This is a genomic window from Bordetella genomosp. 5 (assembly GCF_002261315.1).
Taxonomy (GTDB): domain Bacteria; phylum Pseudomonadota; class Gammaproteobacteria; order Burkholderiales; family Burkholderiaceae_B; genus Bordetella.
Genome location: NZ_NEVP01000001.1, coordinates 184485 through 209302, shown reverse-complemented (window position 1 = coordinate 209302; position 24818 = coordinate 184485). Strand labels below are relative to the sequence as shown.

The following is a 24818-nucleotide window of genomic DNA, read 5'->3' as shown; positions in this document are numbered from 1 at the left end:
ATCCCCGCAGGGGCACGTCCGTCCCGTTGCCCGCGGCCCGGCCCGAGCAACGCGGCGCACGCTTCTTTGCGCCTGGCCTCGCGCCACGGCGTGTCGACTCAAAACCCACTCACGGAAACACTACGGCGCTGGCCTGCATTGCTCGTGCGGCTCGGTGTTGTGCGCCCGAACAAGGTTCAAAGATCCATGTCTCAAACTCCGAAGATTATCTACACCCTTACCGATGAAGCTCCGGCGCTGGCAACCCGTTCGCTGTTGCCCATCGTCCAGGCTTTCGCGAAGCCGGCCGGTATCACGGTTGAGACCCGCGACATTTCGCTGGCGGGCCGCATCATCGCCGTGTTCCCCGAGTACCTGAGCGCCGAACAGAAGATCGGTGATGCCCTCGCCGAGCTGGGTGCCCTGGCCGTCACGCCCGAAGCCAACATCATCAAGCTGCCCAACATCAGCGCCTCGATGCCGCAGCTCAAGGCCGCCATCAAGGAACTGCAGGCCCAGGGCTACAAGCTGCCCGAGTACCCCGACGAGCCCAAGACCGACGCCGAGCGCGACGTGAAGGCCCGCTACGACAAGGTCAAGGGCAGCGCCGTGAATCCGGTCCTGCGCGAAGGCAACTCCGACCGCCGCGCCCCCCTGTCGGTGAAGAACTACGCTCGCAAGCACCCCCACAAGATGGGTGCCTGGAGCGCCGACTCGAAGGCTCACGTCTCCAGCATGACCGACGGTGACTTCTACGGCAGCGAAAAGTCGGCCCTGATCGCCCAGGCCGGCGACGTCAAGATCGAACTGACCACCGCCGACGGCTCCAAGACCGTCCTGAAGGAAAAGACCCCGGTCAAGGCCGGCGAGATCATCGACGCCGCCGTCCTGTCGCAAGACAAGCTGCGCACGTTCCTGCAGGCGCAGATCGAAGACGCGAAGCAGCAAGGCGTTCTGTTCTCGGTCCACCTGAAGGCCACCATGATGAAGGTCTCCGACCCGGTGATCTTCGGTCAGGTCGTGTCGGTGTTCTACGCCCCCGTGCTGTCCAAGCACGCCGACCTGCTCAAGCAAGCCGGTTTCGATCCCAACAACGGCATCGGCGACCTGTACGCCAAGATCAAGACGCTGACCGCCGACCAACAGGCCGCGATCACCGCCGACATCGACAAGCTCTATCAAGAGCGTCCGGCCCTGGCCATGGTGAACTCCGACAAGGGCATCACCAACCTGCACGTGCCCAGCGACGTGATCGTCGATGCGTCCATGCCCGCCATGATTCGTGATTCGGGCAAGATGTGGAATGCCGCCGGCAAGCTCGAAGATGCCAAGGCTGTCATCCCCGATCGCTGCTACGCCGGCATCTACCAGGCCGTCATCGACGACTGCAAGAAAAACGGCGCGTTCGATCCCGTCACGATGGGCAGCGTGCCCAACGTCGGCCTGATGGCCCAAGCCGCCGAAGAATACGGTTCGCACAACAAGACCTTCGTCATCCCGGCCGCCGGCACCGTCCGCGTGACCGACGCTTCGGGCGCCGTTCTGCTCGAGCAGGCCGTGCAACAGGGCGACCTGTGGCGCATGTGCCAGACCAAGGACGCCGCGGTGCAGGATTGGGTCAAGCTGGCCGTCTCGCGCGCTCGCGCCACCAACACGCCCGCCGTGTTCTGGCTCGACGAAAAGCGTGCCCACGACGCCCAGGTGATCGCCAAGGTCAAGGAATACCTCAAGAAGCACGACACCAGCGGCCTGGATCTGCGCATCCTGGCACCGGTCGAGGCCACGCGCTTCTCGCTCGAGCGCATCCGTGCGGGCAAGGACACGATCTCGGTCACCGGCAACGTGCTGCGTGATTACCTGACCGACCTGTTCCCCATCATGGAACTTGGCACCAGCGCCAAGATGCTGTCCATCGTTCCGCTGATGGCCGGTGGCGCGCTGCTCGAAACCGGCGCTGGCGGCTCCGCGCCCAAGCACGTGCAGCAGTTCCTCGAAGAGGGCTTCCTGCGCTGGGATTCGCTGGGCGAGTTCATGGCCCTGGCCGAATCGCTCGATTTCTTCGGCAAGTCCAACAACAACGCCCGCGCTCAAGTGCTGGCCAAGGCGCTGGACCAGGCTACCGGCAAGTTCCTCGACAACAACAAGTCGCCGGAACGCAAGGTCGGCGGTCTCGACAACCGCGGCAGCCACTTCTACCTGGCCATGTACTGGGCTCAGGCCGTGGCCGAGCAAACCGAAGACGCCGAGCTCGCCGCTCAGTTCAAGACGGTCGCTGCCTCGTTCGCTGAAAACGAAGCGAAGATCCTCGAAGAGCTCAAGGCTGCGCAAGGCAAGCCGGTCGACATCGGTGGCTACTACCAGCCGATCGAAGCCAAGGCCAGCCAGGCCATGCGTCCGAGCGCCACGCTCAACAAGATCGTCGACGCACTGAACTGATCTTGACGTAAGCGCCACGAAAAACGGCATCCTTCGGGATGCCGTTTTTTTATCGCTCGATCAGTTGTGCGCGCAACCATATGAATGAATAACGATCAAGCATGGGTCGTCGTCCGCCACCAAACAATATTGGTTGCTCGCGCAACCAATCAGCTGATCGGCCCGTATATCTGCGCGCACAGCCGTGACAACGCATCGCTGAACAAGCGATCGACAGGCCGAGGCTCGCTGTCGGCACGCGTGAACAGGGCGATCGGCGCAAGCGTCCACTCGAACGTGAACGGCACGATGGTCACGCCGGCGATGCGGACCAGCTCATCGGCGATATCGGCCGGCACCACCGACACGGCGCGCTCGCTGGCAGCCACGATTTCGCCCACCAGCTTGGCCGAATTGCTCTCGACCAGCGGCTCGGGGGGCGGCAGGCCGGCCCGCAGAAACAGATCGGCCACCTGCTCACGCATCGGCGTGGAACGCGTCCCGAGCACCCAGTCCAGATCGGTGAGGTCATCCCACTGCACCACGCCGCGCGTCAGCCGCGCCGCAAGGCGCCGGCTGGCGACCAGACGCGGGCGCTGACGATACAGCGGCACGAACTGCAAATCCTGCATGCCGGTGGCCGCCTGCGCGCGTCCGATCACCGCGTCGAGGCTGTGATCACGCAATTGCGCCAGCAACTGCTCGCTGGTGCCCTCGGTCAGGGTGGCACTGATGCGGCGCTCCATGGGCAGGGTGGCCGAGATCGCCCCCGAAATGAGCTGCCCGGACACGAACGGGATCACGCCGATATTCAGATGGGCCGCCATGCCGGACGCGGTGGCCGCCATATCGCGCACCAGATGATCGAGATCCTGCAGCATGGCCGAGGCGCGCGCGAGCGCCACCTCGCCCAACGGGGTGGGAGACATGCCGCGCACCGAGCGCACGAACAGGGGGGCGCCGAACATCCCCTCGAGTTCGGCCAGCGCGCTGGTCACAGCCGGCTGACTGGTGGACATCTGCTCGGCCACCCGCGTGAGCGATCCGTGCTTGCGGATCATCAGCAGCAGATTCAGGTGCCGCAGCTTGAGACGGGCCGTCAGGCGCCGCATGACCTCGGCGGGCTCGAAGCCGGATTCAGCCATTTTCGCCCCCGCCAGGTTGCCCCTGGCCGTATTCCATATCAATCAACTTATGAGTAGATAAATAAGCACAATACTTTCCTTATAACAGGTCCTTAAACTGTCGCAAATGCTCAAACATCGGCTCATCAAGGAGGACCGACATGGCTGACCAACAAAATGACCGCCAGGCCGCACTGGACTATCACGAGTTCCCGGTCCCCGGAAAAATCGCCGTCACGGCGACCAAGCCGCTGGTGACCCAGCGCGACCTGGCCCTGGCGTACTCGCCGGGCGTGGCCGCGGCCTGCGAAGAAATCGTCGACGATCCCACCAATGCGTTCCGCTACACCGGCCGGGGCAATCTGGTCGGCGTGATCTCGAACGGCACCGCGGTGCTGGGCCTGGGCAATATCGGCGCGCTGGCGTCGAAGCCCGTGATGGAAGGCAAGGCCGTGCTGTTCAAGAAGTTCGCCGGCCTGGACGTGTTCGATATCGAGATCAATGAGACCGATCCCGACAAGCTGGTCGAGATCATCGCCGGCCTGGAGCCCACCTTCGGCGGCATCAACCTCGAAGACATCAAGGCGCCGGAGTGCTTCACCGTCGAGCGCAAGCTGCGTGAGCGCATGAAGATTCCGGTGTTCCACGACGACCAGCACGGCACCGCCATCACGGTCTGCGCCGCCTTCATCAACGGCCTGAAGGTCGTGGGCAAAGACATCAAGCAGGTCAAGGTCGTGACCTCCGGCGCCGGCGCCGCCGCGCTGGCCTGCCTGAATCTCATGGTCGACCTCGGCGTCCCGGTCGAAAACATCTGGGTGACCGATATCGAGGGCGTGGTCTACGAAGGCCGCACCACGCTGATGGATCCCGACAAGGCGCGCTACGCGCAGAAAACCGAAGCGCGCAAACTGGCCGACGTGATCGGCGGCGCCGATGTGTTTCTGGGCCTGTCGGCCGGCGGCGTGCTCAAGGCGGAAATGGTCGCCGCGATGGGTCCGCGCCCGCTGATCCTGGCGCTGGCCAACCCCACGCCCGAGATCCTGCCCGAGATCGCCAAGTCCGTGCGCGACGACGTCGTCATGGCCACCGGCCGTTCGGATTACCCGAACCAGGTCAATAACGTGCTCTGCTTCCCGTACATCTTCCGCGGCGCGTTGGATGTGGGCGCAACCACCATCACGGCCTCGATGGAGAAGGCGGCCGTCTATGCGATCGCGGGCCTGGCCGAAGAAGAAGCCAACGACGTGGTCGCGGCAGCCTACGGCACCTACGATCTGTCGTTCGGCCCCGAGTACCTGATTCCCAAGCCCTTCGATCCGCGCCTCATCATGCGCATCGCGCCGGCCGTCGCGCGCGCCGCGATGGAAGAGGGCGTGGCCACGCGCCCGCTGGCCGATCTCGACGCCTACGCCGAACAGCTGCAGCAGTTCGTCTATCACTCCGGCGCCTTCATGAAGCCCGTGTTCGCCGCCGCCAAGCAATGGGTGCGCGACGGTGGCCGCGCGCGCATCGTGTTCACGGAAGGGGAAGACGAACGCGTGCTGCGCGCCGTGCAGGTCATCGTCGACGAAAAACTCGCCAAGCCCATTCTCGTGGGCCGGCCCTCCGTGCTGCTGTCGCGCATCGAAAAATTCGGCCTGCGCCTGAAGCTCGGCCAGGACGTCGAAGTGTGCAATCCGGAATACGACGAGCGCTTCCATCAGTATTGGACGACGTACTGGGAACTCATGTGCCGTCGCGGCATCACCAAGGAAATGGCGCGCGTCGAAATGCGCCGCCGTCTCACGCTGATCGGCGCGATGATGGTGCGTCTGGGCGATGCCGACGGCATGGTCTGCGGCGCGGTCGGTGCCTATCACGATCATCTGCGCTTCATCGACGAAGTGATCGGCAAGAAGCCGGGCGCGAAGACCTACGCGGCCATGAACATCCTGCTGCTGGATCAACGCACCGTGGCGCTGGTCGACACGCATGTGAACGACGATCCCACGGCCGAGCAGATCGCCGAGATTACCGTCGCGGCGGCCGAGGAAATGCGCTGCCTGAACCTCGCCCCCAAGGTCGCGCTGCTGTCGCGTTCGAACTTCGGTTCGGGCAGCTCGGCATCCGGCGCCAAGATGCGTGCGGCGCTCGACATCGTGCGCGCCCAGGCACCGGAGCTGGAGGTCGATGGCGAAATGCACGGCGATTGCGCGCTCGATGAAGCCCTGCGGTCGCGCATCCTGCCCTCGTCGTCGCTCAAGGGCGCGGCCAACCTGCTGGTCTGCCCCAACGTCGATTCGGGCAACATCGCCTACAACCTGCTCAAGACCGCCGCGGGCGGCAACGTGGCCGTGGGCCCGTTCCTGCTGGGCGCCAACGGCGCGGCCCATATCCTCACCTCCAGCGCCACGGTGCGCCGGATCGTGAACATGGCCGCCCTGACGGTGATCGACGCCAACCGCGACGCCTGATCACTGCGCTTCGCGCTCGAGCCGCCCCCCGGGGCGGCTTTTTTTTGCCCTGCGCCCGTCGCCACGGCCGGATCCGCGCCCCCTTCCAACGACAAAGAATGCGCTGGCCGCCGTGAAAACGCGCGATGAAACGGCGGGCTCACGCGCTATCTCGTGCATTCACCTTGCGCCCGGAGCAAGGTTTCGAGGCGCCTTTTTCCTGCTCAATATTTGACCTGAACAACGTGCCTGAGACGCTGGGCGCGGAAGGGTCGCGCGCGTCCTCCCAGGGTCGAACAAAGCGCCTGACGCCCCGCAAAACGCGCCGGAAGCAGGCTTTTTCAGGGCCCCGGTTTGGGCAGAAAGTGAGCAAGGATAAGTGGTTTTCCGGGCTCAGTTGCCAAAACGGACCTGTGGATAACCTCTACTACGCGCTGTTGTGCACATTGTGTGGACCCGGGTTGAACAAGCCGGGGTTTTGGCATGTCCCCCAAAACTTGTTCAACTTGGACTTCTTTTCCAAACAGAGTTCTTGCACAGCCAAAAACCGCTGCAAGCGTTTGAAATAGAATCGGTTTTCAAGGTTAAGGTAGTTATCCACAGCCCTTATTAATCATTAGTCTTTATATAAAGAACACTACAAGGAAAAGCCAAGACCATGTCATCCCGCCGCCACCACGCCCGCCCGGGTTCCCGGTCATGCGCATCCTTCTGATCGAGGACGAAGCCGAACTGGCGCACTGGTTGTCGCGCAGTCTTGCCCGACATGCGGGCTTCGTGGTCGAGTGGGCGGATGACGGCCTGGTTGCCGAACGGCGTCTGGCGGTCGAAGAGTTCGATGCGGTCGTGCTCGACCTGGGCTTGCCCGGCATGGACGGCCACACCCTGCTCGGAAAAATGCGCGCCCGCGACGACCGCACGCCGGTGCTCGTGCTGACCGCGCGCGATTCGCTGGCCGAAAGAGTGGGGACCCTGCACGAAGGTGCCGACGATTTTTTGCCGAAACCCTTCGTTCTCGAAGAGCTCGAGGCGCGCCTGACGGCGCTGGTCCGGCGCAGCCGTGGACGCGAACATCCCAGGCTCGCGCTGGGAGACCTGGTTCTGGACACCTCGGCTCAGAAATTCAGCGTCCGTGGCCAGCCCCTGCAGTTATCCCCAAGAGAACACGCGGTGCTGCGCGTGCTGATCCAGCGCAGTGGCGAACCGATCACCAAGCAGCAGATCCTCGATCGCGTCCAGGGCCAGGACACCGAAGTGAACCTGGAGGCCATCGAAGTGCTGGTTCACCGGCTGCGAAAAAAGCTTGCCGGCACGGGTGTTCAGGTGACGACAATGCGCGGCATGGGCTATTGCCTGGAGATGGCTGTTGATAACCCGTGATACGGCGGCGACCGGCGTTCCGCCGGTCGTAAAACCCTCTCGCAGCCTGCGTGCCATCCTGCTGTGGCGCCTGATTCCGGTGCTGGTCGTCATCATGGTTGCGGCGCTGTGGGTGTCGAACCATCAACTGCGCACCCAGGTCGACGCTGCCTACGATCGCGCCCTCGCTGGCGCGCTCAAATCCATCGACCACAACATATCCACAGCCAGCGGTGGATTAGCCCTGGAGCAGCCGTACCTCATGCTCGAATTTTTCGAGCTGACGGCCAATGGCAGCGTGTTCTACCGGGTCGCCACCGAGGACGGCCTGGCCGAAATCGGCAATCCGGGCCTGCCGCTACCCGCACATCCGCTGGCGTCGGGCCAGCCCGAGTTTTTCTATGCCGACTACGACGGGGTGCCGGTGCGGGTCGCCGCGCTGGCCCGGCCGATGGACCCGCCGCTGTACACCAACAAAGGGGGACGCGTCATCGTGCAGGTGGCCGAATCCCTGGAGACCCGGCAGAAGTTCCTTCACGAGGCGCTGGTGCGTTCGGTGGAACGCGACCTCGCCGTGGTACTCCTGGCCGTTTTGATCGTCATCTGGACCGTTCTGAGCGCTCTTAGACCCCTTGAGCGGGTGGAGGAGGAAATCCAGAGCCGCCCTGCAGACGATTTAAGGCCCGTGGCGGCTTCCGAGGTCCCGGCTGAGGTCCTACCCCTCATCGAGGCCATAAATCGCCACACGGGCCGTTTTGAGGCTCAGGCGAGGGTCCAGCGGCAGTTCCTGGACGACGCCTCGCACCAGTTGCGTACGCCGCTGTCGGTTTTGCGCACCCAGACCGCCTATGCCCTGCGCGAAGATGACCCCCAGGAGGTCCGTAGCGTCCTTCTGGCGATGCAGGAGGGCCTGGACAGGGCGGTACGCACCACCAACCAGATGCTCGCCCTGGCGCGCGCCAAGGACGCCTCCGTGGCCGAAGGCGGGCTGCAGGTGGAACCCGTCGACCTCGTCGAGCTGGCGCACGCGGTGGCACGCACCTTCCTGCCGGCCGCCCGTGCCGGGCAGATCGACCTGGGGCTGGACGTGCCGGAGGGGCCCGTCCGGGTCCAGGCGGCCGAATGGATGCTGCGCGAAGCGCTGAGCAACCTGCTGGACAACGCGCTGCGGTACAGCGGGCAGGGGGGCATGGTCACGATCAGCGCGGGTTCAGACGGCGCCAGCGCCTGGATCGCCGTCGAAGACAGCGGCCCGGGGATGTCCGCGACCGACATCGCGCAGGCCAGCGTGCGCTTCCGGCGCGGCGCCGCAGGCAAGAACACCGCCGGTGCCGGTCTGGGCCTGGCCATCGTCGGCACGATTGTCAGCGTGCATGGGGCGACCCTGGCACTGGCCAACCGGGAGCCGGGCCCCGGCCTGCGCGCGGCATTGGTGTTTCCCCTCGAATCGGGGCGGTCTTTTGCACCGCAGCATAAAAACGCCCGGATTTGAAAGCTTCTCGAAAGGCTGGCTTCGGTACGGTTCGGTTCCATTGAACGGATGTCCCCGCGACCTCCGCTTCAAAAGAAGAATTTTTATAAAACTTTCGGAGACCGAACCATGCAGATGCTGCAGACGTTTCGCCGTGCGACCACGGCCGCACTGACCATCGCCACCTTGTCGTTTGTCTCGACGGGTCACGCCGCCGACGAGCCGCGCCGTCCCGAGTGCATCGCGCCGGCGCAGCCCGGTGGCGGCTTCGACCTGACCTGCCGCCTGGCAACCGAAGGCCTGAAGCAGAGCGGAGCGCTCAAGGCGCCGATGCGCATCATCTACATGCCGGGCGGTATCGGCGCGGTGGCCTACAACAACATCGTGGCCCAGCATCCCAACGAGCCCGGCAAGATCGTGGCCTTTTCCGGCGGGTCGCTGCTGAACCTCGCGCAGCACAAGTTCGGCAAGTACAGCGTCGACGACGTGCGCTGGCTGGCCGGCATCGGCACCGACTACGGCGTTGCCGTGGTCCGCAACGACTCCCCGTACACCGATCTCAAGAGCCTGATGGAAGCGTTCAAGCAGGATCCGACCAAGATCGTGCTGGGGGCGGGCGGCACGGTAGGTAGCCAGGATTGGATGAAGGCGGCCCTCACGGCGAAGGCAGCCGGCGTGGACGTGCGCAAGATGCGCTTCGTCGCTTTCGAGGGCGGTGGCGAAGCGGTCACCGCGCTGCGCGGTGGTCACATCCAGGCCTACATGGGCGACGCGGCGGAAGCCTTCACGATGCTCGAGGGCGGCGCGCCGATCCGGGTGCTGGCCGTGTTCAACGGCGAACGTCTGCCGGGCAAGCTGAACACCGTGCCGACCGCCAAGGAGCAGGGCTACGACATCGTGTGGCCCATCATCCGTGGCTTCTACGTCGGTCCGCAGGTTTCCGATGAGGCGTATCAGTTCTGGGTCGACGCCTTCAACAAGACCATGAGCTCGCCCGAGTTCGAAAAGTTGCGCACGCAACAAGGTCTGTTCCCGTTCAGCAAGACGGGCAAGGAACTCGATGACTACGTCAAGGCACAGGTCAAGACGTACACCGAGCTGGCCGACTCCTTCGGCCTGATCAAGAAGTAACGCCACGCGGAACCCCGCGCGGTGGCGCCATGCCGCCGCGCGCGCGGATTCCCGGCTGTCGGCGCATCGCTGCCGACCTCGCTTTCTGCCATTGGAAACTTGATCATGAATGATCGACTTTTGGGCGCGTGCGCCCTGGTCCTGGCCGCGTTCCTGATATGGGCCGGCTGGGATATCGAAGCCCCATTTTCTTACGAGCCCGTCGGACCGCGTGCCTTCCCGATGCTGATCGCCAGCATCATCGGCCTGTGCGGCCTGTGGCTGGTGTACCGCGGTGGCAATCCGGTCGAATCGAATGCGCCCGGCACCAACAGCCGCATCCTGCTGATGGTGGTATACGCCGCCGTCTACGCCTTCCTGTTCCAGATGCTGGGCTTTGTGCTGGCGACCGCGCTGATGACGGTGTTCGTCGGCCGTCTGTTCGGCGGACCCTGGGTCAAGTGCGCGATCGGGGGCGTGGTGATGGGTGTGATGTTCTTTCTGTTGTTCGACAAAGTGCTGGACGTGGTGCTGCCCGCCGGCGTCCTGGAGGGCTTGATATGAGCGGCATCCTCGACCATCTTTCGATCGGCTTCGGCGTCGCGTTCTCGCTCAGCAATCTGCTGGTCGCCGCCATCGGTTCGTTCTTCGGCACCATGGTCGGCGTGCTGCCCGGCCTGGGACCCATCAACGGCGTGGCGATGTTGATCCCGATCGCGTTCGCCATGAACCTCCCGCCGGAGACGGCGCTCATCCTGCTGGCGTCGGTGTACGTGGGCGCCGAGTACGGCGGCCGCATCACCTCGATTCTGCTGAACGTGCCGGGCGAGGCCAGCGCCATCATGACCACGCTCGACGGCTATCCGCTGGCGCGCCAGGGTCTGGCCAACGTGGCGTTGTCGCTGTCGGCCTGGTCGGCCTTCTTCGGCGCGCTGGTGTCGGTCACCGGCATCATCCTGCTGGCGCCCTTGCTCGCGCAGTGGGCGCTGGCCTTCGGACCGGCCGAGTATTTCGTGCTGATGGTGTTCGCGTTCTGCTGCCTCACCAGCCTGCTGGGCAAGCAGCCCGTCAAAGGCGTGCTGGCCGCGATGCTGGGCCTGTCGATCTCGGTCATCGGCGTGGACTCCAATTCGGGCACCTATCGCTACACCTTCGAATCGGTGCATCTGTCCGATGGCATCGACTTCGTCGTGGTCGTGATTGCCTTGTTCGCCGTCAGCGAAATGCTGGAGATGCTCGAGAAGGTGGTGGCGGGGCACAGCATCGAGGTCAAGCCCAGCGGCCGCAAACTCTTCAATCTGAAGGAGCTGGCCTTCACCTGGTGGAGCGTGGTGCGTAGCGCGTTCGTCGGTTTTGGTGTGGGCGTTCTGCCCGGCGCGGGCGCCAGCGTGGCCGCGGCGGTCGCTTACTCGCAGGAAAAGCGCATCATCGAAAACAAGGATCCCGACGCCAAGTTCGGCAAGGGCGACATGCGCGGGCTGGTGGCGCCCGAGGCGGCGGCAACCGCCTCCGCGATCGGTTCGTTCGTGCCGATGCTCACGTTGGGCGTGCCGGGGTCGGGCACCACCGCGGTGATGATGGGGGCGCTCACGCTCTACAACATCACACCGGGCCCGGTGCTGTTCGATAGCCAGCCCGAGCTGGTCTGGGGCCTCATCGCGTCGCTCTTCATCGCCAACGTGATGCTCTTCATCATGAACGTGCCGATGGTGCGCGTGTTCTCGAAGGTGCTGTCGGTGCCCGCCTGGATGATGGTGCCGGGCATCCTGTGCATCAGCTACATCGGGGTATACGCGATCAACGCAGGCACCTTCGACCTCATGATGGTCGTGGCGATCGGCGCGTTGGGCTATTTCCTGCGCAAGTTCGGGGTGCCGATGCCGCCGCTGGTGCTGGGCGTCGTGCTGGGCGACATGATGGAGCAGAACCTGCGCCGCGCGCTGTCGATCACCAACGGCGAACTGCATGTGTTGTACGCGAGCCCGGTCTCCAAGGGCCTGTGGGCGGCGGCCATCGCGGTGGTCGTGCTGCCGCAATTGTTCCGCTTCATGCGCAAGCGCCGCAAGGCTGCCGCCGCGCAGGATTGAGGCAGGGCTTGAAATGAAAAAGGCTCGTTCCGATATGGAACGAGCCTTTTTTTATGGCTTGCCGCTTTGCAATGTGGTTGCGCATGCAATCGTTATTGCATTCTATAAGCCGCTGCGATCAAGTTGCACGCGCAACCATCACACGTTGTTCAGGCGCTCTAGCGCGGCATCCAGCGTGGCGTCTTTCTTGGCGAAGCAGAAGCGCACGATGCGATGATTCGATGTCGCCGCCGTGGGGTCGCGATAGAACGCCGACACCGGAATGACCGTCACGCCATGATCGACCGTCAGGTTGCGTGCGAAGGTCGCTTCATCGAGCTCCGAGATCTCGCTGTAGTCGGCCAACAGGAAAAACGTACCCGGGCTGGGCAGCGGTTTGAAGCGCGTCTGCGCCAGGCCCGCACTCAGGCGGTCGCGCTTTTCCTGGTAGAACGCCGGCAGGTCGAGATAGGGTTTGGGATCGGCCATGAACTCCGCCAGCGCCACCTGCATCGGAGACGGCACCGTGAACACCATGAACTGGTGCACCTTGCGCAGCTCCGCGCTCAGTGCACGCGGGGCGCAGCAATAGCCGATCTTCCAGCCGGTCGTGTGATAGGTCTTGCCGAACGACGAAATCACGAACGCGTGCTCGGCCAGCAAGGGGCGGCGCGACAGGCTGGCGTGCGGCTTGCCGTCGAACACGATGTGTTCGTAGACCTCGTCGGACAGCAGCAGGATGCCGGTGTCGCGCACGATCTGCTCGAGCGCATCGAGATCGCTCTCGTCGAGCACGGCGCCGGTCGGGTTGTGCGGGAAGTTCAGCATCAGCAGGCGCGAGCGCGGGGTGATGGCATCACGCACGCGTTGCCAATCGATGCGGTAGTAGGGGTCGTCCTGGGTCGGCGCGCGCAGGGGCACGGGCACGGCCGTGCCGCCCGCCAGACGGATCGACGGCAGGTAAGAGTCGTAGCAAGGCTCGATCACGATCACTTCGTCGCCCGGGCCCACGGCGGCCAGCACGGTGGCCATCAACGCCTCGGTGGCGCCACTGGTCACGGTGATTTCGGTCTCGGGATCGTAGGCATGGCCGTACAGCGTCTTGACCTTGTCCGCGATCGCGGCGCGCAGCGGCGCCACGCCGGGCATGTAGGGATATTGATTGTGGCCGGCGGCCATGGCCTGGGTCACGAGGCCGCACAGCTTCGGATCGGGATCGAAGTCCGGAAAGCCCTGGCCGAGGTTGATGGCCTTGTGTTCGATGGCCAGGCGGCTCATCACGGTGAAGATGGTCGTGCCCACATCGGGCAGCTTGGATCGGATCATGGCGGTCTGTGGCGTAGTGCTGGGATGGCGCGAAGTGCGTAAGTATCCCACCGCCGGGGCCCGATGCAAAAGCCGGTGGCCGATAATACGGCCAGTCATCCCCGGGCGCCTGCGATGCGCGAGCGGCCCGGTGGATTCTTGATGTCGTCGGGTTATCAGCTTATGCCTTTGCGTCTCGTGTCGGGTTTCTTGATCGCGCTGGCCGGCGCGTTGCTGGCGGTATGGCTGCACATGCCGCTGCCGTGGATGTTGGGCGCGCTGATGCTGACCGCTGCGACGCGCATAGGCGGCGCAGGCACGTTCTGCCCCAGGCCTGCGCGCAACATGGGGCAGTGGGTCATCGGCACATCGTTGGGGCTGTACTTCACGCCGCTGATGGTCGGTCACATCGGCGCGAACATCGGACCCATCGTGGTGGGCATGGTGTTCGCCATCGTGCTTGCCTTCATCGGCACGGCGATGCTGCAGCGCTTCGCGCGCGTCGATTTCAAGACGGCCTGGTTCTCTTCCGCCATCGGCGGCGCAAGCGAAATGGCCAACCTGGCCGAACGCCATGGCGCCCGCATCGATCGTGTCGCCACGGCGCACAGCGTGCGCGTCTTGCTGGTCGTCGTGATCGTGCCGTTCGTTTTTCAGTGGTGGGGCGTGGCGGGCATCGATCCCACCGTGCCGGGGCCGCGCGCTGTCGATGCGCTCGGGTTTGTCGGCCTCATTGCCCTGACCAGTGTCGGCGGCTTCATTTTTCAGCGCTTGAATTTGCCCAACCCATGGGTGTTGGGGCCGATGCTCGTCGCGATGATTCTCACGTGTTCGGAGATCGAGCTGTCTGCGTTGCCCGACGCCGTTTCGAAGGCCGGCCAACTCTTCATCGGATGGTCGCTCGGTGATCGCTATCGCCCGGATTTCTTTCGGGCGGCACCGCGCTACATCGCCGTGGTCGCGGCCTACACGCTCATCGCATTGGCGCTCGCGTTCGGTCTCGGAAATGCGCTGGCCTATTGGTCGGCCGCGCCGGTGCCGACGCTGATTCTGGGCACCACGCCAGGCGGTATCGCGGAGATGGCCATCACGGCCAAAGTGCTGCAACTGGGCGTGCCGGTGGTCACGGCCTTTCACGTCATGCGGATGGTTTTTGTGGTGCTGCTGACCGGCCCTTTGTACAAGCTATTGGCTCGCCGTTTCGCCTGAATGACGGGAAACAAACTTGACAGCCAAGTGAAAAAAAAGCCACATACGGGTAAACAACTATTTGTAGCAACAAACCCCGCTGGGTATGCTGGCCGGGCAGTTGAATCAAGCAGTGCGCAAGCCCGGTTTCGGCCATTTTCGGCAAGCCACAAACGCGGTGTCGGCGGTCCCAGTACCTAGACAATACGTTGGTGTCAGCGTCCTTGAGTCACTTGCAATTCTTGATTGTTTACCAGGACGCTATAGAAATGGCTCAGAAGGGCAAAGTTAAGTGGTTCAACGCCGATAAAGGCTACGGCTTCATCACGCCGGACAGCGGTGGTACCGACGTGTTCGCACACTTCTCCGCGATTCAAGGCCGAGGCTACCGCAGCCTCAACGAAGGCCAGGAAGTGGAATTCGAAGTCAAGGATGGTCCGAAAGGACCTCAAGCGGCCGAAATTCGTCCGCTCTAAATCGGGAAATCCCTTTTTTCCCGCGTGCCAGGCTTGACCCCTGGCTCCAACGCCCCAGCGCAATCTGGGGCGTTGTCATTTGCGCGCACAGTCATGCCAACGATCGCGCGTACAGCAGGGTGTCGCGATCGTAATGCCGCGCCATCGCTTCAAATTGGAAGCCCGACTTTTCGAGCACGCGGCGTGACGCGTCGTTACCCGGCCACACGACGGCAACCAGCGCCTGCAGTCCGTTTTGCGGCGCATGCGCGCACGCCCAATTCGCGGCGGCGGTGGCCCACCCCTGACCCCATGCCTGGCGCCGCAGGCGATAGGCAAGCTGTACGCGGCCGGTGTCGTCGAGCTCGGTGAGGCTCACCCACCCCAGCACGTCGGCGCCGTTCAACAGGATCCAGTGACCCAAAGGATCAGGCGGCGGTCCCACGAAGTAGCGGGCCAGTCCCTCACGTCGGGCCGCGGTGGGTTCGATCACGCCCGTGCTGTATCGCATCACCTCCGGATCGGCCTCCATCTCCAGCACCGTATCGACGTCCGCCAGCATCGGGCGCCGGATCGTGAGCGGACTCGCTGCGGGTTTCATCTCGTTCCTCCTGATCGGCATCGCGTGGCGCGATGCGCCTCGTCAGGGCCAGCTTATCGGCTTTCCGTATGCCGGCGGGGATTGTTGAGCATTCCTCGAGCGTGAAGGGTGCCTCGTGACCGCCGGCAGGGTACGTCATCGGCCTGGAGCGGCCCGACACCAGGCCTTTTAGGTTCCGTTCCAGGTGCAGCGCGGACAGCGTCCTGGGGTGCCGGTGCCCGGAGCGGCGCCGACGCCAGGCCCTTGAGTTGCCGGTGCCTGGAGCAGCGCACACACCACGCGGTGGAGCAGTCTTCGTTGCCGACACCAGCAGGCCACAGCTCACCGCTGGGCGCGGCCGCGGTGTGATGAGGGGGTAGAAACCGAATGCGCCACCGGGCCGTTCCTGGCGCATCGGCGAGACAAGGGCGGGGGTAAGCGCGACTGTGGATAAATCGGGCGTTGTGGCCCCTTCAGGGGCTGTTTACGCACCGATGCTGCCGCTGGGCCATCCCCCGCTTTTGATCGGCTTGTGAGGCCACAGGGGCGACCTGGGTAGGCGTGGGGCAGGCTAAGGCTCAAAGCCAGGGCTTAAAGGCCGGGGTGTCGCAAGACATGCTGCTCTCTGGCCAGAAGAGTGAGCGCCGCGGGCATCAGCGGATGAGTTCTGCCTCATCTGTGCCGCGCGCACAGGGAAGGGCGCGCGATGCGGGTCAAGGCGGGGCCTGATCGTATGTCCCTCCCGATCAAGGCTGGGGCACGTGCCGGCACGCGCGGTCGAACGGTTATGCACCCAGACCTCGGCCTCGCACCGCAGATCGTCCGGCGCGGCAAGCCGACCGTCATCGATGTAAGTTAGTGTTCACTTACACTGTCCAGGGAGGCTGCAAGCCCCCTCCATGCCTCTGGATAACTTTGTGGATAATTTTCCCCAGACCGCGTATTTTTCCCGGGCGAGGTGTGCCGCTTTCCACGCGAAACGTCAAAACGGCCGAAGTTCTGCACAGACGCGCGAGGCAGCTTTCCACATTTTTATACCCAGGGCGCGCTTGAAGTCGAAGGCGTGGGCGGCACCGGCGCGCACGTAATTTCCTCTATCTTTTCGGGGCGTTATAGGGAATGAGGAACAGAAAGGCGGCGAGCTTGGCGTCGGAATCCGAAAACGGTTTCATGTGAACCGTCCGTTTTCCACATCAGTGCGGTGGCCATTGTTCACAAAGATATCCCCAATAAGGATGATCGCCCTCGACGGCCGATTGGGAATTTGTCGGGCTGTTTTTCTGTGGATAGCTTTGAACGGGCGAGGCCGGCGGCCAGGCTCAGATGGATCCCGGAGATTCATCCGGTGACCGCGGCCAGTGGCCTCGGACCCCCCGGCCTCAGAGAAAAGCACTCCCGCTTGCCGTGGAAGTGAGAACGACCTGACCGCGCTCGAAGGCCGACGCGATTTCCGCGGGGTCCGGACCGATCTTCACCGGTATGCTCGATAAACGCCGACGAAAAGCGCGCTCCGACTTATGCACAGCATTTTCCACGTTGAACCGTTTTGCCAAAGCGATCGACGCGTGGCGGCACCTCACTCAAGTGGGGACAACATTGTGGATAGCTTCTGGTGCGGACGGCGGCAACTCATCCCTTTGGTCTAACCCGTCGGACGGGGAGCGGGCCCGGCCTTCGGCCGTTCGCCGCCTGTTTTCGGTCGCGTTCCCTATGAAGCCGAGGGCTGGCGCACGACCAGACCGTCGTCGCAGTCAGTCCGCCGCGCTGCCGAATATCTCGCCAGCGTTCCGCAACCGCTGTGGGAATCTCTGTGGATATCTTCCATTTCTCTGGAACTCCGAGGCCGCCAGGCGATCGAAAAATAAACCGCTGAGGGAGATCGCGAATAGCCTGTGGCCGATCTTGGCCCCGAGGCTGATGCTCACTTGCCACCCGTTTGGCCGACTGCGTAGGGGCCGCCGGACGCATTTGAGGATGCCGTCGTACTCGCTCCGCGCAATGCGGTGCGACCATTCGATCTCGGTACGCGTGGGGCAGGGCGGCTCGAATTTCATTGCCCGACTCGCGGCAGTCGGAGGTCTTCATTCGTTGCCGCACTGCCGGAGGCGCCGGGGCGCGGACCTGAGTGGCGGCGAGTCGGCGGCGGGGCTGTCCGAGGCACGTGCAGGATCTGGACCGAGACCGGTCCGGGCAACCCGTCCATTAAGCATGTGGCGTGCCCGACTCGGGGCACAGGTAGCGGCCTGAACGATTCCGGGTGGCCCCTCTACGTGCCCTTGCATCTGGCTTGAAGCACTTATTGAGCCTTGCGTCGTCCGCTGTATCTCTTCCCGAGCTTGACGTGTTTCACGTGAAACGCGAGTCTCGCGTCTCGCCCTCTCTGCCTGCTCACGCCGGTATGTCACCCCGGACGGCGATACACCGCACGGGGTGCCACCTGCCTAGAAAAGCAATATCGATTGCATGCGGCGTCAGTGAGACATCGACGTCACTATCTAGGTGTATGTGAGGGATCTCGTTGCCGGGTCTCTGTTCCACGTGAAACGCCCCGCGTCCGGACTGAAGTCCGTCTCTCCGGCGCAGAGGTCTGACCATGTCGAAGGCCGCAGCCCAAGTGCGGCATTGCCGTAAGCATGCCTTCGGGTGCGCTTACCAAGGTGTCTCGGCCCTCGATGGCTCCGTTTGCAGAAGGTAGAGGTTGTGCGTGACCGGGCGCATTCCGTCTCTACCCAGACGCCTTTGCACGTATTGTGACGCCACATCCTCATTAACCCGTGGAGGGAAGGTAACGCTGTGCTGGGCGGTAGGTGAGGGCCGTGGCCCGGCGGTGGCACAGTCGCATTTGCATCTGGCTATAGGGGGCAATGCATACCCGTGGGCAAGACCACACTCGGATTCCACGGCCCTGGAGGGAGGTCTGAGAAGAGTACAGGGTAGGTCTCCAGGGAAGGCGGGACGCCGTTCTGAAGGTCGGGATTGGTCTCCCGCCTCGCGGCATCGGTTTAGGTACACGTGCCCGCCCGCCCCAGCAGCGAAGGGATTACGCCTCGCTTAGCTCCACGTCTGAGAGCCGTTACCGGTGACTGGCTCGCCGCTATGCGTAAAGCTGCGATCATCGCTGCGCATGTTCCACGTGGAACATCCGCCTCTACCGCTGATTTTTGGATGCGCTAGGCGGATTACTCTGGCTCACCTAAGCATGGGCGCACGAGGCGGCTTACCCAGGCTTACCTAGGCACTGATGCGCTGGTGAAGTGGAACCGAGAGACGCACGGGGAGGGCGGATGCTGGAAGGCAAGGCCTCTAAGGCTGCGTCCTCGATCTCGATTATTCAGAGTGATCCCACGGCGGGGCAATGTTCCACGTGGAACATCGGCCACAATCCACGGGCATCGTGCGCTTCTTAGGTGGCGGGGCGAGGGTTGAGGGAGAGCATCGTGGCCGCTCTGCAGCGCCTGAGTGCGGGAATAAGGAGCGATTCGTTCAGGCTGACCCCGTCCCACTGCTCGGTTCCACGTGAAACGTCGCCTACGTCCGACGAATATCGAGTGCTTCTGGGATGGCGGGGTAAGGTGCATGGCTGTAAACCGACGCAAATGCGCTCGGTGCCGCGCGCGGATACGGACACATCGGCGCAGTTGCGGCCTCAACGCGCATTGTTCCACGTGGAACATCTGTTCCCGACTCCCATCTGCGATCAATCCAAAGGTGTGGAAAGGGACCCGGGCAGCCCACTGTGGCAATCTCACCGGTGGTCGTGCCCTGGATACGAAACAGGCCATGCCGATTGACCCGTTGCACCGCACGCTTCATTGGAAGCGTCGCCGACTTTACCGGCTGCTTCTGGTCGGTGGGGTAGAGGCGGAGACGATGCAGAGCGACGCAACCGCGCGCGGTTTGGGGCCCTGGGTGAGCATACATCGGCGCATATCGGGCCCTTAGCACTCCATGTTCCACGTGAAACGTCGCGGCGAACGAGAGATGCGCCTGTCCGCAGACGCCGCAGGAGGGAGTGCGCTAGACGTCAGAGCATCTTGCCGTGGTCCCCCGGCCATGACGGTATTCGGTCATTGGACCAGCGCCTGACCTCCGCGCGGTCGCACTGTTCCACGTGAAACATCGCGATGCTCCGGCACAGCCGGATGCCACCTGGCCGCCGCGATCTGCGCAGCTTCGTGTCTTGTCATCCCCGCCATTCCTAGGCCGGTTCACGGCTACCGCTCTTGTTCCACGTGAAACGTCGCCGTCCCGAACGCCGGCGATCCGCCAGGTGCGTTGGAGAGCGAAGGGAAGAGGAGGGAGTGCCGCGTGCCATCCTACCGGGTCAGTAGGTCGGCCCTCATGCGAAACGGCCCACGCTGCGCATCGGCTGGTCGTTGTCGTGTATCCGAGGAACCGGTTCGCCGTACATGCCGACATCTCGGTGTGACTGGCGGTACTCTGAACGCTGCCTGTTTCAGGTGGAACACACGGTAGTGCCCGGGTCCGCCCGATTAAAAGTATGGAACCTCGGCGCGACGTTCCACGTGAAACAACCGGGATGAAGTCCCGCCCCTATGCCCGCGGATTGCATGCCGCGGCAGAGAGGCGGGACTTCATCGGGCAGGGAGGGATAGCAACGACCCGATTCCCATCCCTCGGCCGACCTCTATCCGTCCGCCACCCTCTACGCAGCCGAGCGCCGGAAGCGTTCCAGCATGGCCACCGCATACCGCCAACAGCGCAGCATTCAAGGCGGCGTTCCGCCGAACCTAAGGCGGACTCGTCCAGGATGCCAGCCAGCGCTTCGGTACTCCCGGTTCGCCGCGCGCGAGGCGACCTCCTGCACCGCAAAGTTAGTGCTCGCTTCAGTCAGTGTTGGCCGGCCCCCGGGGGGCCAGTCCCCGCGGGAGCAAGCCCAAACAGCGCCCAAGCCTTCAGGCCCAACCCGTCACATATCCCAACTTCCCTCACCACTTCCTACCCAGCCGCGCCGCTCACGTTGTTTTTCCTGTCCCTTACCACGTTTCACGTGAAACAAGGGCAGGGCAGCCTCTATAATGGCGGTCGAAGCTCTTTTTTATTGCCCCCATCATGGATTACCCCCGCGAATTTGACGTCATCGTCGTCGGTGGCGGCCACGCCGGTACCGAAGCCGCGCTGGCGGCCGCGCGCGCAGGCGCTCAGACGCTGCTCCTCACCCACAACATCGAGACCTTAGGGCAGATGTCCTGCAATCCCTCCATCGGAGGTATTGGCAAGGGACATCTGGTCAAAGAGGTCGATGCGCTGGGCGGCGCCATGGCGATCGCCACGGACGAGGCCGGGATTCAATTCCGCATTCTCAACGGCTCCAAGGGTCCGGCGGTGCGTGCCACGCGCGCGCAGGCCGACCGTGTTCTGTATCGCCAAGCGATCCGGAGCCGGCTGGAGAACCAGCCCAATCTGTGGCTGTTCCAGCAGGCCGTAGAGGATCTGATGGTGGAGGGCGACCGGGTCGTGGGTGCCGTGACCCAGGTCGGTCTGAAGTTCCGCGCGCGCACGGTCGTCCTCACGGCCGGCACCTTCCTGAATGGATTGATCCACGTCGGCCTGCAGCACTACTCGGGTGGCCGCGCCGGCGACCCGCCTGCAATCTCGCTGGGTCAGCGCCTCAAAGAACTGCAGTTGCCTCAAGGCCGCCTCAAGACCGGCACCCCGCCGCGTATCGATGGTCGCACCATCAACTACGCGATCCTGGAAGAGCAACCCGGCGACCTGGACCCGGTGCCCGTGTTTTCCTTCATGGGAAACACCGCGATGCATCCGCGCCAGTTGCCGTGCTGGATCACGCATACCAACGCGCGCACGCACGACATCATTCGCGGCGGTCTCGACCGTTCGCCGATGTACAGCGGTGTGATCGAAGGCGTGGGCCCGCGTTACTGCCCCTCGATCGAAGACAAGATCCACCGCTTCGCCGACAAGGCGTCGCACCAGGTCTTTCTCGAGCCGGAAGGGTTGGACACGCATGAGGTCTATCCCAACGGGGTATCGACCAGCCTGCCGTTCGACGTGCAGCTCGATCTGATTCACTCTCTGCCGGGGCTGGAGAACGCACACATTCTGCGTCCCGGCTATGCCATCGAGTACGATTATTTCGATCCGCGTGCGCTGAAGAGCACGCTCGAAACCAAGAGCATCCAGGGGCTGTTCTTTGCCGGACAGATCAACGGCACGACGGGCTACGAAGAAGCGGCCGCGCAAGGCCTGCTGGCCGGTGTGAACGCCGCGCTGCAGGCGCAGGGCAAAGAGCCCTGGACGCCGCGCCGCGACGAAGCCTATCTGGGTGTGCTGGTCGACGATCTCGTCACGCGCGGTGTCACCGAACCCTATCGCATGTTCACCTCGCGCGCCGAATACCGCCTCAGTCTGCGCGAAGACAACGCGGATCTGCGCCTGACCGAAATCGGCCGCAAGCTGGGTCTGGTGGACGACCTGCGGTGGGACGCGTTCAACCGCAAGCGCGACGCCGTTGCGGCCGAAGTCGAGCGTCTCAAGTCCACCTGGTTCAACCCGCGGACCTTGCCCGCGGAAGTTGCCGAGCCGCTGCTTGGCAAAAGCATTGAACGTGAGTACTCACTATCAGACCTGCTGAAGCGCCCGAATGTGTCGTATGCCGGCCTGATGCAGGCGCGCGACGAGGCCGGCGAGCTGCTCGCGGGCCCGGGCGTGCTGCACGACGAGGTGCTGTCGGAGCAGGTCGAGATCCAGGTCAAGTACGCCGGCTACATCGCGCGCCAGCGCGATGAAGTGCAGAAGCACGCGACCCATGAGCAGCAGCCCATTCCGGCCGATATCGATTACGACGCGGTCACGAGCCTGTCCTTCGAAGTGCGGCAGAAGCTCAAGACGCACCGTCCGGAGACCATCGGACAGGCCGGCCGGATCTCCGGCATGACCCCCGCCGCGATCTCCCTGTTGCTGATTCATCTCAAGCGCCTGCATTACGGCTCGCGCAAGCAAGCGGCATGAGCGCCGTCGTGAACGACCCGGCCGCCGAGGCGCGGCTCGCCGAGGCTTGCCGCGCGCTGGGCCTGGAGCCCGACGCGCAGCAGCGCGACACGCTGCTGCGTTACGTCGCGCAGATGCAGCGCTGGAATCGCACCTACAATCTCACCGCCATCCGCGACCCCGGACAAATGCTGGTGCAGCATTTGTTCGATAGCCTGTCTGTCGTCGGGCCGCTGCGCGCGCATCTCGGCGACGGTCCCGCCCGCATCTACGACGTGGGATCCGGCGGAGGCTTGCCGGGGGTGGTGCTTGCGGTGATGCAACCCGCCTGGGACATCACCTGCATCGATGCGGTCGAGAAAAAAACCGCGTTCGTGCGGCAGATGAGCGGTGCGCTGAACGCGCCCAATCTGCATGCGCGTCACGCCCGCATCGAACAGCTCGAACCGGGCGAGTGCGATGTCGTGATTTCGCGCGCGTTTGCGTCGCTGCAGGATTTCGCTGAATGGTCGGGTCGTCACGTGCGCAACGGTGGTACCCTCGTCGCGATGAAAGGCAAGGTCCCGGACAATGAGCTCGCCATGCTCGCCGACCAAGGCGAATGGCAAGTCGAAAACATTCAAACGTTGACCGTCCCCGAACTCGACGCGCAGCGCTGCCTCATCTGGATGCGCCGCAGTCAAGGAACTCTATGAACTCAATACCGCCCAGCAACTCCGCACGCGTGTTCTGCATCGCCAATCAGAAGGGCGGTGTGGGCAAGACCACGACGGCCATCAATCTGGCGGCGGGACTGGCCACGCTGAACCAGCGCGTGTTGCTGGTCGACCTGGATCCGCAGGGCAATGCCACGATGGGCAGTGGCATCGACAAGAACGCCGTGCCGTCCAATCTTTATCAAGTGCTGATCGGCGAGGCCACGATCGCGGATGCGCGCGTGCGCTCCGAGTCCGGCGGCTACGACGTGCTGCCGGCCAACCGTGAGCTCTCCGGCGCCGAGATCGACCTCGTGCAGATGGAAGAGCGCGAGCGTCAGCTCCGCGCCGCCATCGACACCGTGGCGGATCAATACGATTTCGTACTGATCGACTGCCCGCCGACGCTGTCGCTGCTGACGCTCAATGGCCTGGCCGCCGCGCATGGCGTCATCATCCCGATGCAATGCGAATACTTCGCGCTCGAAGGCCTCTCCGATCTGGTCAACACGATCAAGCGGGTCCATCGCAACATCAACAACGACCTGCGCGTCATCGGTCTGCTGCGCGTGATGTTCGATCCACGCATGACGCTGCAGCAGCAGGTCTCGGCCCAGCTCGAGGCGCACTTTGGCGACAAGGTGTTCAAGAGCGTGGTGCCGCGCAATGTCCGGCTCGCCGAGGCCCCCAGCTATGGCATGCCCGGCGTCGTCTACGACCGCAACTCGCGCGGCGCTCAGGCGTACATCTCCTTTGGCGCCGAGATGATCGAGCGCGTCAAGGAAATGAACTGATCGGCTGTCATGATGCAGAGTCGTCCGGCCGAGCCGTCTTCCGCTCCTTTTGCTCCTGTCATGCAAGCGCGTGACGGGCTGCTTGCGCGCATCGAAGAAGCCTCGCTCAACGCCACTGCGGTGCGCGAACAGGTGTTCTACGACGGCTGGCTGCTGCGGCGTGCGCCGTCGCCGGCGCGCCGCATGCGCAGTGTGAATATCCTCGGGTTATCCACACGCGCGCTCGACGAGCGACTGGCGTACTGTCTCGGGTGGTACGCGCGCGCCGATCTGCCGCTGATCCTGCGTCTGACCTCGATCGGTCCTGATTTCGAGCTCGACGCTGCCCTGGCGGCGCGCGGGTATGAGGGGTACGACCCGACCTCCGTCATGACCGCGCCCGTCACGCCGATCGCGTCTGCGGCGCAGTCCACTGACATCACGTTCCAGCAGGTGCCGGCACAGCAGTTCGCAACCGAAGTCGGACGCCTGAAAGGCTCCACGCCGGCCGCTGTGCTCGAACACACGGCGCGCCTCACCGGCCTGATGGTCGACCTGGTGCCTTTGCTCGCATGCCAGGCCGACGGCACGCCGGTGGCGGCGGCATTGGGCGTGATTGAAGCGGATCTGCTGGGCATATTCGACGTCGTGACGCTGCCCGCGCAGCGCCGCCGCGGGCACGGCACCGCCTTGCTGGTGCGGCTGCTCGCCGAAGCGCGCGAGCGCGGCTGCCGGCATGCGTATCTGCAGGTCGAGGCAGGCAACGTCGCCGCGCGCGCGCTTTATGCGCGATATGGTTTTGTGGATAGTTATTCATACTGGTATCGCTCGCTGCCCGCCACGGCGCAGCAGTGAACGCACGCCAGAGAACAGGCTGAAGGAAAGAGGAAT

Annotated in this window: 16 protein-coding genes; 13 read left to right on the top strand and 3 right to left on the bottom strand. The window is 63.9% G+C overall.

Going from position 1 to position 24818, the window contains the following annotated elements; genetic code table 11:
- The first annotated feature begins 186 nt into the window (after window positions 1-186).
- Window positions 187-2415 (top strand): NADP-dependent isocitrate dehydrogenase, encoded by a 2229-nt coding sequence (locus tag CAL25_RS00970; protein ID WP_094798075.1) that lies wholly within the window; start codon window positions 187-189, stop codon window positions 2413-2415.
- A gap of 149 nt (window positions 2416-2564) precedes the next feature.
- Here CAL25_RS00970 and CAL25_RS00965 read toward each other — a convergent pair whose 3' ends face one another.
- The gene (locus tag CAL25_RS00965) at window positions 2565-3539 is read right to left on the bottom strand and encodes a LysR substrate-binding domain-containing protein (protein ID WP_094798074.1); all 975 of its coding nucleotides are present in this window, start codon (window positions 3537-3539) and stop codon (window positions 2565-2567) included.
- Window positions 3540-3679: 140 nt separating this feature from the next.
- On the opposite strand from CAL25_RS00965, the gene CAL25_RS00960 reads away from it, so the two are divergent.
- The 6 genes from CAL25_RS00960 to CAL25_RS00935 all read left to right on the top strand — a co-directional run bounded on the left by CAL25_RS00960 (window position 3680) and on the right by CAL25_RS00935 (window position 11980).
- The gene (locus tag CAL25_RS00960) at window positions 3680-5974 is read left to right on the top strand and encodes an NADP-dependent malic enzyme (RefSeq protein ID WP_094798073.1); all 2295 of its coding nucleotides are present in this window, start codon (window positions 3680-3682) and stop codon (window positions 5972-5974) included.
- A gap of 678 nt (window positions 5975-6652) precedes the next feature.
- Complete coding sequence (locus CAL25_RS00955) at window positions 6653-7333, top strand: response regulator (protein ID WP_094798072.1); 681 nt, start codon at window positions 6653-6655, stop codon at window positions 7331-7333.
- Between the two features lie 94 nt (window positions 7334-7427).
- Window positions 7428-8804, top strand: coding sequence for a sensor histidine kinase (locus CAL25_RS00950; RefSeq protein ID WP_170948380.1), 1377 nt, complete (start codon window positions 7428-7430; stop codon window positions 8802-8804).
- A 108-nt stretch (window positions 8805-8912) separates the two neighbouring features.
- Complete coding sequence (locus CAL25_RS00945) at window positions 8913-9914, top strand: Bug family tripartite tricarboxylate transporter substrate binding protein (RefSeq protein ID WP_094798071.1); 1002 nt, start codon at window positions 8913-8915, stop codon at window positions 9912-9914.
- 105 nt (window positions 9915-10019) lie between these two features.
- Window positions 10020-10457 carry a tripartite tricarboxylate transporter TctB family protein gene (locus CAL25_RS00940; RefSeq protein ID WP_094798070.1) on the top strand — a complete coding sequence of 146 codons (438 nt, stop codon included), beginning with the start codon at window positions 10020-10022 and terminating at the stop codon, window positions 10455-10457.
- Window positions 10454-11980, top strand: coding sequence for a tripartite tricarboxylate transporter permease (locus CAL25_RS00935; RefSeq protein ID WP_094798069.1), 1527 nt, complete (start codon window positions 10454-10456; stop codon window positions 11978-11980). Before CAL25_RS00940 ends, CAL25_RS00935 begins: the two co-directional genes overlap by 4 nt.
- A gap of 138 nt (window positions 11981-12118) precedes the next feature.
- On the opposite strand, the gene CAL25_RS00930 is transcribed toward CAL25_RS00935, so the two are convergent.
- A complete protein-coding gene (locus CAL25_RS00930) occupies window positions 12119-13285 on the bottom strand; it encodes a pyridoxal phosphate-dependent aminotransferase (RefSeq protein WP_094798068.1) in 1167 nt (388 codons plus the stop codon).
- 141 nt (window positions 13286-13426) lie between these two features.
- On the opposite strand from CAL25_RS00930, the gene CAL25_RS00925 reads away from it, so the two are divergent.
- Together CAL25_RS00925 and CAL25_RS00920 are read left to right on the top strand one after the other, a co-directional pair.
- Window positions 13427-14473, top strand: a complete 1047-nt coding sequence (locus tag CAL25_RS00925) for an AbrB family transcriptional regulator (RefSeq protein WP_094798067.1) — start codon at window positions 13427-13429, stop codon at window positions 14471-14473.
- 248 nt (window positions 14474-14721) lie between these two features.
- Window positions 14722-14928, top strand: coding sequence for a cold-shock protein (locus tag CAL25_RS00920; RefSeq protein WP_003816068.1), 207 nt, complete (start codon window positions 14722-14724; stop codon window positions 14926-14928).
- 91 nt (window positions 14929-15019) lie between these two features.
- Here the strand turns inward: CAL25_RS00920 and CAL25_RS00915 are convergent, their stop codons facing one another.
- Window positions 15020-15508 (bottom strand): GNAT family N-acetyltransferase, encoded by a 489-nt coding sequence (locus CAL25_RS00915; protein ID WP_094798066.1) that lies wholly within the window; start codon window positions 15506-15508, stop codon window positions 15020-15022.
- Between the two features lie 5052 nt (window positions 15509-20560).
- Here CAL25_RS00915 and mnmG point away from each other — a divergent pair.
- The 4 genes from mnmG to CAL25_RS00890 are packed head-to-tail and all read left to right on the top strand — an operon-like array spanning window position 20561 to window position 24782.
- Window positions 20561-22480, top strand: a complete 1920-nt coding sequence (gene mnmG, locus CAL25_RS00905) for a tRNA uridine-5-carboxymethylaminomethyl(34) synthesis enzyme MnmG (RefSeq protein ID WP_094798064.1) — start codon at window positions 20561-20563, stop codon at window positions 22478-22480.
- Window positions 22477-23154 (top strand): 16S rRNA (guanine(527)-N(7))-methyltransferase RsmG, encoded by a 678-nt coding sequence (gene rsmG / locus CAL25_RS00900; RefSeq protein WP_094798063.1) that lies wholly within the window; start codon window positions 22477-22479, stop codon window positions 23152-23154. Before mnmG ends, rsmG begins: the two co-directional genes overlap by 4 nt.
- A complete protein-coding gene (locus CAL25_RS00895) occupies window positions 23151-23948 on the top strand; it encodes a ParA family protein (protein ID WP_094798062.1) in 798 nt (265 codons plus the stop codon). The genes rsmG and CAL25_RS00895 overlap by 4 nt, the downstream gene beginning before the upstream one ends.
- Window positions 23949-24008: 60 nt before the next feature.
- On the top strand, window positions 24009-24782 hold the full coding sequence (locus CAL25_RS00890; RefSeq protein ID WP_249278904.1) for a GNAT family N-acetyltransferase: 774 nt from the start codon (window positions 24009-24011) through the stop codon (window positions 24780-24782).
- Window positions 24783-24818: the final 36 nt, after the last annotated feature.